The sequence below is a fragment of the Alloyangia pacifica genome, assembly GCF_900116195.1.
GTDB classification, from domain to species: Bacteria; Pseudomonadota; Alphaproteobacteria; order Rhodobacterales; family Rhodobacteraceae; genus Salipiger; species Salipiger pacificus.
The window spans coordinates 171,610-184,128 of the sequence record NZ_FOZW01000002.1 but is presented as its reverse complement, the minus strand read 5'-3'; the positions used below and the strand labels follow the sequence as shown (position 1 = coordinate 184,128).

General features: G+C 69.8%; 11 protein-coding genes. 3 read left to right on the top strand and 8 right to left on the bottom strand.

The annotated features are described in order from the left end of the window. Positions 1 to 5: 5 nt before the first annotated feature. From tilS to ybgC, 8 genes are all read right to left on the bottom strand, one after another. Positions 6 to 1,337 (bottom strand): tRNA lysidine(34) synthetase TilS, encoded by a 1,332-nt coding sequence (tilS, locus tag BM397_RS05335; protein ID WP_245695939.1) that lies wholly within the window; start codon positions 1,335 to 1,337, stop codon positions 6 to 8. Positions 1,338 to 1,345: 8 nt separating this feature from the next. Further along, positions 1,346 to 2,188 (bottom strand): tol-pal system protein YbgF, encoded by an 843-nt coding sequence (gene ybgF / locus BM397_RS05330; RefSeq protein ID WP_092419373.1) that lies wholly within the window; start codon positions 2,186 to 2,188, stop codon positions 1,346 to 1,348. A gap of 10 nt (positions 2,189 to 2,198) precedes the next feature. Further along, complete coding sequence (gene pal, locus BM397_RS05325) at positions 2,199 to 2,735, bottom strand: peptidoglycan-associated lipoprotein Pal (protein ID WP_092419370.1); 537 nt, start codon at positions 2,733 to 2,735, stop codon at positions 2,199 to 2,201. Positions 2,736 to 2,951: 216 nt separating this feature from the next. Continuing rightward, positions 2,952 to 4,280 carry a Tol-Pal system beta propeller repeat protein TolB gene (gene tolB / locus BM397_RS05320; RefSeq protein ID WP_092420553.1) on the bottom strand — a complete coding sequence of 443 codons (1,329 nt, stop codon included), beginning with the start codon at positions 4,278 to 4,280 and terminating at the stop codon, positions 2,952 to 2,954. Positions 4,281 to 4,420: 140 nt separating this feature from the next. Next, positions 4,421 to 5,647 (bottom strand): cell envelope integrity protein TolA, encoded by a 1,227-nt coding sequence (gene tolA, locus BM397_RS05315; protein ID WP_176806463.1) that lies wholly within the window; start codon positions 5,645 to 5,647, stop codon positions 4,421 to 4,423. 10 nt (positions 5,648 to 5,657) lie between these two features. Then, positions 5,658 to 6,149, bottom strand: a complete 492-nt coding sequence (gene tolR, locus BM397_RS05310) for a protein TolR (RefSeq protein WP_092419364.1) — start codon at positions 6,147 to 6,149, stop codon at positions 5,658 to 5,660. A gap of 3 nt (positions 6,150 to 6,152) precedes the next feature. After that, positions 6,153 to 6,848 carry a protein TolQ gene (tolQ, locus tag BM397_RS05305; RefSeq protein ID WP_092419360.1) on the bottom strand — a complete coding sequence of 232 codons (696 nt, stop codon included), beginning with the start codon at positions 6,846 to 6,848 and terminating at the stop codon, positions 6,153 to 6,155. A gap of 318 nt (positions 6,849 to 7,166) precedes the next feature. Next, positions 7,167 to 7,556, bottom strand: coding sequence for a tol-pal system-associated acyl-CoA thioesterase (gene ybgC / locus BM397_RS05300; RefSeq protein WP_092419357.1), 390 nt, complete (start codon positions 7,554 to 7,556; stop codon positions 7,167 to 7,169). A gap of 118 nt (positions 7,557 to 7,674) precedes the next feature. On the opposite strand from ybgC, the gene BM397_RS05295 reads away from it, so the two are divergent. From BM397_RS05295 to BM397_RS05280, 3 genes are all read left to right on the top strand, one after another. Then, a complete protein-coding gene (locus BM397_RS05295; RefSeq protein ID WP_092419354.1) occupies positions 7,675 to 8,862 on the top strand; it encodes an Aq_097 family APC-type transporter in 1,188 nt (395 codons plus the stop codon). A gap of 1,152 nt (positions 8,863 to 10,014) precedes the next feature. Then, entirely contained in the window at positions 10,015 to 10,497 is a 483-nt protein-coding gene (locus BM397_RS05285; RefSeq protein ID WP_092419351.1) for an NUDIX hydrolase, read from the top strand. A gap of 59 nt (positions 10,498 to 10,556) precedes the next feature. Then, complete coding sequence (locus BM397_RS05280) at positions 10,557 to 12,032, top strand: inorganic phosphate transporter (protein WP_092419347.1); 1,476 nt, start codon at positions 10,557 to 10,559, stop codon at positions 12,030 to 12,032. Positions 12,033 to 12,519 lie beyond the last annotated feature (487 nt).

Sequence of the window (12,519 nt, the reverse complement as noted above, 5' to 3'; positions counted from 1 at the left end):
CGATTTCACCCCGAAGCGGGGCCATACCTCAGGAAAGCCGCGAAGTCCTGCCCCCCATGCCCGAAGAGGCAGAAGTCGAAAAGCGGCAGCTCTCCCGTGGGTTGCAGCGCATCACAGCCGACGAGACGTGCGCCCTCGAAGAGCGCCGGGGCGCTGCGTGCGGCGTGGAATGGCACCGGCTGCGGGGCCGCGCGGTCACGCTGCGCCCAGCCATCCTCGCCAAGGGCCCGCAGGATCAATCCCTCTGGCACGTCGCGCGCCAGCCGCCAGCGACCGTCCCAGAGCGCAGCCGCAACGGCTGGAACGCGCAGCTCCTGCACGGCGGCGAACTCCCGGAAGATCGCGATGCACCCGCGTTCGATCCGCGCCTCGCAGCCATGCAGCGTGCCGCCTCCGCCGCCGAGGAGCCGGTCGAGCAACGCCTCCAGCGGGGCCTCGCGTGGCGGGTACTCGGCGCCGGAAACGTAGCGGAGCGCCGAGGACAGCAGCCGCAGCTGCGTGTCCCGCTCGACGCACTGGAACCCGGACTGGTCGCAGATCAGCTCGCCGAGGCGCTGCGGAGACGGCGCGACGGCGATCTCGCCCCAGACCTGTGCCGCCCGTGCCCGCAGCGCCTCGGAGGCCCGCGCCATGCGGGCGGCCGCACCGCTCAGATCCGCGCCGGCGAGCGTCCCCTCGGCCTCGAGCCGCGCCACCAGACGGCGCGCGCGAACGCGCTCGTATTTCTCGTCGTCGTTGGAGGGGTCATCCACCCATTGGCCCTGCAGAACCCGCAGGTAGTGGCGCAGTTCCGCCCGGCGCATATCGAGGCAGGGGCGCAGGATCCGCATCGGCGTGCCCTGCCCCGCGTGCACCTCGCGGACGGGACGCATCGCAGACAGCCCCTCGACACCCGCCCCGCGCGCGAGGCGCATGAGGAAGCTCTCGGCGACATCATCCGCGGTATGGGCCAGCAGCACATCGCGGGTGTCTCCCCGCCAGGCGTCGATCAGCGAAAGCCGGGCCCGCCGCGCCGCGTCCATCAGGTTGCCCTGCCCATCCCAATGCCAGCGCAAGGTCTGGTGCTCCCAGCCCAGCTCGGCGCAGGTTTCGGCGACCATCTGTGCCTCGGCGGCGGCCTCCGGGCGCAGCCCGTGGTCGACGGTCACCACGCGCAGCCGGACGCCCCAGACATGGGTCCAGTTGTGCGCCAGCGTGAGCATCGCCATGCTGTCGCCCCCGCCGGAGACGGCGAGCGCGATGCTTTCGGGAAAATCAGGGCCGAGCGCCGCCCCCATCGCCTCGGCGAACCTTTGGTCGAGCGAGGCGCCGACAGGGCTCTCGGAGCGCAGGGTCACCGGCTGCCTCACTGGCAGCCGAGGCGACCCATCTCGGCCTGTGCCTGGGCGACCTCGGGTGCGCCCGGGTAGCGGGTCGCGACCTCGCCCAGCGTCACGCAGGCCTCGGTGGTGCTGCCCAGTTCGCCAAGCGCCGTGCCGAGTTGCCAGAGCGCCGCCGGGGCGACCTCGCTCTCGGGGTAGTTGGCATAGGCTCCGAGGAAGCGGCGGGCCGCTTCGCGGGTGTCGCCCGCCTTCTTCAGCGCCTGCCCCTCGGCCACGTAGCTCGCCGCCTCTAGCGGAGAGCCCGGGTAGGTCTGGCGGAAGGCCGCAAACTTGTCCGCGGCGGATTGAAAGTCACCGTTGGCGAGCGCCTCCTGCGCCCGCCGGAAGTCCGTCTCTTCGCCGACGGCAAGCTGCGCGCCGCCCGCGAGGGGCGTCTCTGCGGTGTCCGCCGGGACCGCGGGAAGGGGTGCGGGCGTGCCGCCCGTCGACGGCTGCTGCCCGCCAAGCGGCTTGGTCTGGCCGACGCTGCCGATGTCGCAGCCCGGCTCCATCTCGCAGATGCGGAATTCCAGATCGCCGATGCGGTTGGTGCCATCCGCCACGACGCTGTCGATGCGATGACCCAGCTCCTCGGTGCGCGCGGTCACCCGCGACAGCTCCGCCTCGATCGCGTTAACACGGTCGAGCGTGCTGCCCGAGACGTTCATCGACCCGATCCCGGTGGTGTTCAGTTCCTGCTTGAGCTTCTGCAGTTCACCGTTGAGCATGACGAGTTCCTGGCGGAGGTCCGCCAGGGTCTCGGTTTGCTGGGCCTGCACTCCGGTGGCGATCAGGCCCAGGCAGAGGGCAATGCCGGTCAGACGCATTCGCTCAGCCTCAGCTCGTCATGCCCATGGAGATCACCGTCACCGCGCGGCGGTTCTTGGCGTAGCAGGCTTCCTCGGAGCAGATCTCGACCGGGCGTTCCTTGCCGTAGGAGATCTGGCGCAGGCGGCTCGATGCCACGCCCTTGGAGATCAGGTACTCCATCACCGCGTTGGCACGGCGCGCGCCGAGTGCGATGTTGTATTCGCGGGTGCCCTGCTCGTCGGCGTGGCCTTCAATCACCGCGAGGTAGTCGGAGTTGGTCATCAGCCATTGCGCCTGTGCATCCAGCGTCGCCTGGGCCTGCGCCGAGAGCGTCGACTGGTCGACGGCAAAGAGCACGCGGTCGCCGATCGCCTGGTTGAAATAGGCCGAGGAGCGCGGGTCGCTGGCGGAGCCTTCGAGGTAGCCGCCGTTCACGCCGCTGCCATTGCCGTAACCAGCACCCGCGCCCGCGGAGCCGTCGCCCGCGCCAAAGCGGTCAGGGTTGGTACAGGCGGCAAGCCCGAGGCCGGCCACCAGCATCATCACCTTCGGAAGATATGTCATTGGATCACTGTCCTGCTCGTGTGTTTGCACCAACGCTAGCACAGCGCGAAAGCCTTGGGAACGTGGCGCATTGAAGGCAAGATAACCCTTTTGAGAGGTTTGTTTCTTGAGCAACAACGCCGCCGGTCTCACTCCGCCGCGCAGGGTCTCCGTCCGGGGATTGAACGGAAACCGCCCTGCGCGCCGACCCACCGGCTGGCGCGCAGGGTGCCGCGCTTACTGCAGCGGTCCCCAGCTCGGGTCCGACGCGCCATCCGGCGTTCGCACCCGCTTGAGGTTCCGCCCCGAGACGTCGACCGTATAGAGCGAGCTCGCCCCGGTCGCGCCCTGCGTTTCGCGGGCGAACATCAGCACCCGGCCGTTCGGCGCCCAGGTCGGGCCCTCGTCGAGGAACGATGCCGTCAGCAAGCGCTCTTCGGAGCCATCGGTGCGCATCACCCCGATGTGGAAGCGGCCGGCGTTCTGCTTGGTGAAGGCGATGAGATCGCCGCGCGGCGACCAGACCGGCGTGCCGTAGCGGCCCTGGCCGAAGCTGATCCGCGTCGGCTCGCCGCCGCCCACCGACATCACGTAGAGCTGCTGGGTGCCCGAGCGGTCGCTTTCAAAGACGATCTTGCTGCCGTCGGGCGAGAAGCTCGCGCCGGTCTCGATCGAGGGCGCGGTGGTCAGCTGCCGGGTCTGGCCCGAGTTGATGTCCATCGCGTAGATGTCGGTGTTCGAGCCGCGGGTCATCGAGTAGAGCAGCTGCGAGCCGTCCGGCGAGAAGCGCGGCGCAAAGCTCATCACCCCGTCCGAGGTCGGCAGGATGCGGCTCTGCACCGAGCCGACGTCGAGCACATGGATCCGCGGCTCGCCGGTCTCGTAGCTGGTGTAGAGCACCCGGTCGCCGTTCGGCGAGAAGCGCGGCGCGATGACGATGGAGTTGCTGGAGGTCAGGAACTGCACGTTGGCGCCGTCGTAGTCCATGACCGCGAGCCGCTTGGCACGCTCGTCCTTCGGCCCGGTTTCTGACACGAAGACCACGCGGCTGTCGAAGTAACCGCTCTCGCCGGTGATCCGCGAGTAGACCTGGTCGGCGACCTTATGCGCGAGCCGGCGCCAGCCGTCGGCGGTGGCCGAGAACTGCATGCCCTGCCCGAGTTCGGTACCGGCGAAGACGTCCCAGACGCGGAACTTGGCGGTGAGCCGCCCGCCGCCATCCGAAGACACTGCACCGGTAATCAGCGCCTGCGCGTTGATCGCCTTCCAGTCCGAGAACTGGATCGGGCTCGAGAAATTCGACACGCGGCTGATATGCGCGTCGCGCGGGATCTCGCGGAAGAGGCCGGTGCCCGTGAGGTCCTCGGCGATCACCCGGCTGATCTGCTGCGCGTATTGCCCGGCGTCACCGCTCTCGGCGACGAAATCCGGCACCGCGAAGGGCAAGGGCTCGATCACCCCCTCGGTGATCTCGATGCGCAGCGGGCCGTTCTGGGCCAGCGCCGGCGCCGCCAGACCCGCCACTGCGAGCGCAGGGGCGAGGATCAGGGCCAGTAGTCTTGTCATGCTCGTGTTCTCCTTCCCGGTCGCGCCGCCGCGCTTGTTGTCGGCCGAGGTGACTGCCTCGGGGCAAACATAGCGCGGGGAGGTGCCCCGGACAAAGCGCCGCAACGCGCGGCTTGCGCAAAACCTTGCGAAACGGGCGGTCACCGCTGCCTCATCTGCTCGGGGTTGAAGGTCATTTCGATGGTCTTCCACTGGTCGTACTTGTCCGCCGGAAGCGGGTAGCCGTCGGCCTGACACCGCAGGATCGCCCGCCGTGCGTTCTGGAAGGCCGTCTCCGCCGCGGAGGCATCCCCCCCCGACGAGCCGATCATCCGCAGCGAGGACGAGACCACCCGGCCACCGGGCTCCATGTCCATGCTGACGGTGACCGTCACGTTGGCCGCCTGGCTGCCGACGTCGACGACCCAGCACTTCTGCACCGCAACGCGCAGCGAGTCGCGCTCGCCCTGCGTCAGCGGCGGCCCGGCAGGCCCGGTGTTCTCGGCAGCGCCGCCGGCGGCCAGCGCCTGCGCAATGGCATCGGCCACGGCGTCCTCGGCCGGTTCCGGCGCGGGGGGCTTGGGCGTTTCGGTTTGCGCGGTCTCGGTTTTCGGTGTCTCCGCTGGCTTCTCGGCCGGCTTCGGCGTTTCCGGTTTCGGCTCAGGCTCCGGCTCTGGGCGTTGCGCGAGCTGCGTCGGCCGGGTCAGCGGACGGCGCGAGGCATCCGGCGCGAGCGTCGGCGCGGGCGGCGCGGGCTCCTCGGCGGCGGCGGGCTCCTCGGCCTCGGTGACGATCTCGGTCGCCACTTCCTCGGGGGCGGTCGCCTCCTGCTCTTCCTCGACCACCTCGGCGGAGTCCGACTCGGCCTCGGCGGCCTGCTGGACCTCCTCGGCGACATTGGTGTCGGGCTCGGGCGGCGCGACGGGCTCGGGCGCGACTCGCGGCGCGGGGCGCGGCACCGGGCGATCGGCGCGCTCGGGCGCGAGCACCGGCGGCGGGGCCGAGGCCTCGGGGGTCGGCGGCGCCTCGGGCAGCGTGGTGTCGGGCGGGGTCACCGGCGCGGGCGGCGCGACCGGCTCCGGCATGGGCTCGGGCTCCGGCTCGGGCGTCGGCGCGGGCGGCTCTGGATTGGGCACGGGCTCTGGCTCGGCGGGTTCGGGCCGTGCCGCGGGGCGCGCGTCAGGTTCGGGGGCGGGCGGCGCGTCGATTTCCTGCGACGTCTCCGGCGATTGCGCGGCACGGGTCAGCGCGGCGAACTCGGCCTCCGAGATCACCGTGACCGCCGAGGTCTCGACCTGCGGCGGATCGGGGCGGAAGACATTGCCGAAGATCGCCCAAAGGATCACGGCAAGGTGCAATGCGCCCGAGATATAGAGGTTCCTGCGCAAGGGCGCTCCCTCAGTTGCCGGCCGCGGGGGCCGTGCCGTCCAGCGTCGGACCGCCGGCGTCGGTGACAAGGCCGATCGACGAGAAGCCGCCGCGGTTCAACGCGCCCATCACCTTGGCGACGGTGTCATAGGGCACCGAGCCGTCGGCCCGCAGGAAGATGCGGTCGTCGCTGCGCTCCGTGGCAATCGCCTGCAGGCGCGGGGTCAGCTCGTCCATCGGCACTTCGGTGGTCTGGATCATCACCATGCCGTCGGCGGCGATGGTCACGGTCAGCGGCTCCTCGGCCTCGTTCGGCAGCGAGGAGGCCGCGGTCTTCGGCAGCTCCACCGGCACGCCGACGGTCAGCAGCGGCGCGGCGACCATGAAGATGATCAGCAGCACCAGCATCACGTCCACCATCGGCGTGACGTTGATCTCGGCCATGGGCTGACCCCCGCCACCGCTGCGGCGACGCCGACGGCGGCCTCCGCCGCCTCCCTTTTTCATCACGCCACCGGCCATGGATCAGGAATCCAGCTGGCGCGAGAGGATGGTCGAGAACTCGTCGGCAAAAGCCTCGTAGCCCGCGATCACGCGATCCGAGTCGGCCGAGAGCTTGTTGTAGAAGATCACCGCCGGGATCGCCGCGACAAGACCCAGCGCCGTGGCAAAGAGCGCCTCGGCGATGCCGGGTGCCACGACCACCAGCGAGGTGTCCTGCTGCTGCGCGATCTCGATGAAGGCGTGCATGATGCCCCAGACCGTGCCGAAAAGCCCGACGAAGGGCGCAGCCGAAGCAACCGTTGCCAGCACCGGCAGCCCGCGCTGCAGGTCCTCGGCCTCCTTCTGGATGGCGACATCCATCGAGCGGTCGATCCGCGCCGAGGCATTTGCGATCATCCCGCCGTCGCCGCGATGCGAGCGCCGCCACTCGGTCATGCCGGCGGCAAACACCCGCTGCGCGCGACCGCGCGGCTCGGGGCCGATCTGGTCGAAAAGCTCGTCGAGCGGCTCGCCGGACCAGAAGGCGCGGTCGAAGACCGCGGCCTCGCGGCGCGCGCGGCGATAGGCGACGATCTTTTCGAAGATGATGGCCCAGGCCCAGACCGACGACAGGATCAGCATCAGCATCACCAGTTTGACGGTCAGCGTGGCACGGGCGAAGAGCCCCCACATGGAGAAGTCGATCTCCTGCGCGAGCGCAAGGGTATTTGCGTCCATAAGCCTGCTCTTCCTCATGGGCTATGAATTGGCCTCCGTTCGAGGCTCTCGATTACCGGCCTATGTAGCCGATTTGCAGGCGCATCACCAACACATTGACGTCATCAGGGGCGTGAAAGCGGCAGATTCCCGCGGGAAATCGCCCATTTCCGCGGGGTCAACGGCGCGGCGCAGCGCTGAAGCCGCGGCGCCGCGCCGGAACGAGCGCCGCCAAGGCCGTCGCTTCCCGCGTCGCCCTGCCAGTCCGACATGGCCCGGCGGGGCCAAATGCGTATTTGGAAAGAGAAGAAGCCCCGGACGCCGGCCGGGTGTCCGGGCTCAGTGCATCTGCTGGCGGATCGCGGCCGGCAGGCGCGCCGGATGGCCGTCGGAGGTGATCGCCACCAGCGTCACCTCGGCGCGGAACAGCGGCTTGCCGCCGCGCTGCACCTCCTGCACCAGCCCCAGCCGCACGCCGGAAACCGATTTCACCTCGGTGCGGACCACGAGTTCCTCGTCGAAACGCGCCGGGGCAAGATAGTCCGCCTCGATCCGGCGCACCACAAAGACGATGCCCTCGACCTCGCGCAGCGCATTCTGGTCGATGCCGCGGGCGCGCACCCAGTCGGAGCGGGCGCGCTCGATATACTTGAGGTAGTTGGCGTGGTAGACGATCCCCGCCATGTCGGTGTCCTCGTAGTAGACACGCACCGGAAACTCGTGGGCCATGCGCTGCTCCCTTCTGACTGCGGCGCGACCCTAGTGCGGCCCCGCCCCTCCCGCAAGCCCGCGACACGGCCCGCGATGTCGCATTTCCTTTGGCACGGCACGGGATTAGCCTGCCTGCATGATGACTGCCCTGATCCTCGGCGCCACACTCGGCACCGCGCTCCTGCTGCTCTGGCCCCGGCTGTCCCGCGCCCGGCTCTGGCGCGCCACGGTGACCCCGCTCGCCTCGATCATCGGCAGCGGTTTTCTCGTTCTCGGACCAATCCTCGAGGCCGCCTACGGCATCTGGGCGCCGGTGGTGATGGCGGCGCTCTGCCTTGGCGCCTGGCTCTTCGGCGCGGCGGTGCGCGCCAATATCGCGCGCCGGGCGCAGGGCACGCGCAGCGCCGCCGAGGAGCGGCTGGAGACCGGCGCCTCCTGGGCGCTGGCCTTCGCCTACGTGATCTCGGTGGCCTATTACCTCAACCTCTTCGGCGCCTTCGGCACCCGGCTGACTCCCTGGAACGATCCGCTGCATGCCAAGCTGCTGACCTCGGCGATGTTCCTGCTGGTGCTCGGCGTCGGATGGACGCGCGGCTTCTCGGCGCTGGAGCGGCTGGAGCAGATCGCCGTGGGGTTGAAACTGGCAATCACCGCCGGGCTGCTGGCGGGGCTGGCGGTCTTCTTCAGCGACAAGGCCGGAGACGGGGCGCTGCTTGCCAACCCGCCGACCCTGTCGGGCTGGGCGGCGCTGACGCTGGGCTTCGGCCTCATCGTCACCGTGCAGGGGTTCGAGACCACCCGCTATCTCGGCGCCGAGTACACCGCGCCCACCCGCATCCGCGCGATGAAGCTCGCACAGGGGCTCTCGGCAGGCATCTACATGGCCTATATCGGGCTCATCGCCTATGTCTTCCCCCCGGGCACCGGCGACGCCAGCGAGACGGCGATCATCGGGTTGATGGGGCTGGTGGCGCCGATCCTGCCCTTGATGCTCACCGCCGCGGCGCTTGCGGCGCAGTTCAGCGCGGCGGTGGCCGACACCGGTGGCGCGGGTGGGCTGGTGGAGGAGTTGACCCGCCGCCGCATCCGGGTGCGCACGGCCTACGCGCTGCTGGTCGGCCTTGGGCTGGTCCTGACGTGGATGCTGGATGTCTTCGAGATCATCGCCTTCGCCAGCCGTGCCTTCGCGCTCTATTACGCACTGCAGTCCGGCATCGCTGCGATGGGGGCACGGGCGCAGGGCCAGCGCGGGCGGGCGCTGGCCTTCGAAGCGCTGGCGCTGCTGGGACTGGTGATCGCGGTCTTCGGCGCGCCGGTCGAGTGAACCGCGCCGCGCCAGGCGAACGGCCCCGCGCGAAACGCAAGGCCGGAGCGGGACTGCGGCCAAGAAACTTGCGCATGAAGAGGATCGCGCGTGCCTCGATCACCGCTTCCGGCTCCCCTCCGACCGCCGCCGCGGCGACGGCATCGAGCTGCATCCGCGGCGGCGTGCCTGCGGTGGCACCAGCCAGCGCCGCACGGACAGTCCCTCTGCGGTCGGCCCGCACGCCTCTGGCCCGGGCGCGCCATGGGCCGCGCCCCGATGACCAGCTGGCCCGCTTCGCGACCGCCGAGCTCGGGGAGGTCTGCGTCGGCCAGGCGCTTTTCGGTACGGGCAACAGTGCCTTGCGCGAAAAACTCGGCCGCGGGCCGCCGTCGACCTTCGGCTGCCCCCGGTGGCCCCGCCTTGCCTCCGCCTCGAGGCAATGCGCTGCAGCGGCCCCGCAGGCCGACGCTCTCTCGAGACACTGATGACAGGGCGCCATGACGCCGGTACTCGGTTTGGACACCCTGCCGACCGGGGCAGGCTGGTGTGGGCGCACCGAAGGTCCGGGCACCGATAGGGGCAGCAGCAGCCGCCAAGGCGCCGAAAAGGCCGAAGCCGATCTCGCCGAGTTGTGGCCGCGGCAGGCTGACGCCGGTCTCCTGCCGAGCGGGGCGACCGCCTGGCTCGGACATGGGCGATGGGCCCGGCAGCTCAGTACACCGAGGGTCATGGAGACGGCCCGCGCCCGCGCCGCGGTTCCGAGCGCACGGCAAGCGGCCGCGGCAGCTTCGACGAAGTCTTGCCTGCGCGCCGACCGTGCAGCCCCCCCGGCCCGCCCCATGCAAGGCCATCCGGATGTCATCGGCAACCGGCAACTCTCGGCACTCTCGATGCCATGCTCGCGCGCCAAGGCGGCAGGCGCACCCTCGCGATGACGGGGATGAGCATCGCCATCGTTTGGGAGCTGCCGACACGTTCGGAGCTGACCGGCGCAATCGCCAACCGTACCGCCGGGCACCTCGTGCGGCGCGGCGCCTAGCCCGGCGTGCCGTCTGCTGCCGGCGACTTTGCGAGACCGCCTGACCCTGCGACAGCCCACCGCCGGGTTGAGATCCTGCGCGCGATGCGATACACGCCCCCGATCCGTCCCTGTCGAAGCCCGGTGAGCCCATGTTCAGCCGTCTGTGGAATAGCTATCTTGCGCCGCTTCTGGGCAGGCCTGCCCGCGTCCAGATCGCCGCGCTGTGTCACCGCTCGGCCGACGACGGTCCGGAGGTCCTGCTGATCACCTCCACCCACGGCGCGCACCGCTGGATTCTGCCCAAGGGCTGGCCGATGAGTGGCACCGATGGCGCCGGAACCGCGCTGCAGGAAGCCTGGGAGGAAGCCGGGGTCAAGCACCGCGGCCAGCGCCCGATCCGCATCGGACAATATCGCTACAAGAAGATCGTCAACGACCAGCTGCCGGTGACCACCGACGTGGATGTCTACGCCGTGGAGGTCGAGAAGCTGCTGGACAGCTACCCCGACATGCAGTCGCGCGAACGCAAGTGGATGGCCCCGGCCGACGCCGCGGAGGCCGTCGACGAGGAGCAGCTCAAAACGATCCTCGCCGACTTCCCTGCCCTGCTCGCGAACGCGCGCCAACCCTGAGCGGGCCCGCGGCGCACTGCCAGCGCCGGACGGACCACAGGACTTCAAGGAAACTCACAGTGACTGATGACACCACGACTGAGTGGAAGACGCTCGACAAGGACCTGAACCGTCTGACGCGTCTGGAAGAGGCCACCATGTACGCGTCGCGGCCGCTCGTCGGCGTGGGCGTCAGCCTTGTCTTCGTCTCGCTCGCGGCCGTGGCCGCGGCCATCTTCACCGGCGGTGAGGTCCAGAGCCTCGCTGTCGTCGTGGCGGCCGCCTTCGGCGCCTACATGGCGCTCAACATCGGCGCAAACGACGTGGCCAACAACATGGGGCCCGCCGTGGGGGCCAAGGCACTGTCGCTGCTGGGGGCGATCGCCATCGCCGCGGTCTTCGAGACCGCCGGGGCGCTGATCGCCGGGGGCGACGTGGTGTCGACCATCTCGAAAGGGATCATCGATCCTGCAGGGCTGGCGGACACGGCGATCTTCGTGCGCGCCATGATGGCGGCGCTGCTGGCGGCCTCGATCTGGGTGAACATCGCGACCTGGCTCGGCGCGCCCGTTTCCACCACCCATTCGGTGGTTGGCGGCGTGATGGGCGCCGGCATCATCGCAGCCGGGCTCGGCACGGTGAACTGGCCCACCATGGGGGCCATCGCCGCCAGCTGGGTGATCTCGCCGCTGCTCGGTGGCTTGATCGCCGCCGCGATGCTGGCCTTCATCAAGTGGCGGGTGATCTACGTCGAGGACAAGATCGCCGCCGCGCGGACCTGGGTGCCGGTGTTGATCGGCATCATGGCCGCCGCCTTCGCCGCCTATCTGTCGCTTAAGGGCCTGAAGAAGCTCGTGAAGATCGACTTCGCGACCGCGCTGTTCATCGGCGCCGTGGCCGGCGTGGTGATCGGCCTCATCTCGGTGCCCTTCATCCGCCGCCAGTCCGAGGGGCTGGAGAACCGGACCCGCTCTCTCAAGGCCCTTTTCCGCCTGCCGCTGGTGGTCTCGGCGGCGCTGCTGTCCTTCGCCCACGGGGCGAACGACGTGGCCAACGCCGTGGGTCCGCTCGCCGCCATCGTCTACGTGCAGCAATCCGCAAGCGTCGCCGGCGAGGTCTCGATCCCGCTCTGGGTCATGGTGATCGGCGCGCTGGGGATTTCCTTCGGCCTCGTGCTCTTCGGGCCGAAGCTGATCGGCATGGTGGGCAACCAGATCACCAAGCTGAACCCGATGCGCGCCTATTGCGTCGCACTCTCGGCGGCGGTGACGGTGATTGCCGCCTCCTGGCTGGGCCTGCCGGTCAGCTCGACCCATATCGCCGTCGGCGGCGTGTTCGGCGTCGGCTTCTTCCGCGAATGGCACTCCGAGCGCCGCGCCCGCAAGATCCACCTGAACCGCCCCGCGGTGAGCATTCCCCGCCAGGAACGCACACGCCGCAAGCTCGTGCGCCGCTCGCACTTCATGACCATCGTCGCGGCCTGGGTGATCACGGTGCCCGCCGCCGCCCTGCTGTCCGCAGGCTGCTTCCTGCTGCTGCGCACCATCGGCTTCTGAGGACGCGCGCGGCGGGTTGTCCGCCGCGCGACCCTCCGGGCTCTCCCGCGGTCAGCTCACGGTGCGCGCTATCGCTGGCCCCGCGGAACACGGGGGGTCAAGAGATGCGGGCAACACACCCTTTCCCGATGGCTATGCTCCGCGTCTGTGATGACGGAACGCCCCCCGACGCGCGGTACATCGCGCGCTTGCCGGCGTTCCGAAAGCCAAGTCGGCCCGAGCCCGGTGTGACCGGAACGAGAGAGCCGGTCAGAGGCTCCGATCCCGTCAAACGGAGGGGTGGACATGCCGCCCGGCCGCCGACACTCGGGACTGCGCCCAACAACTCGGCGTCCACGGGAGCTCTGACCGGGGCCACGACAGCGGCCCTGTGACCAGCTCCGACCGAGGCCGAATGCCCAGCAGGATGCGGCCGGCAAGATTCGGATAGCCCCATGTCCATGCAAACATGCCGAGACACGTGACCAAGCGGCATCAACGTCCCGCA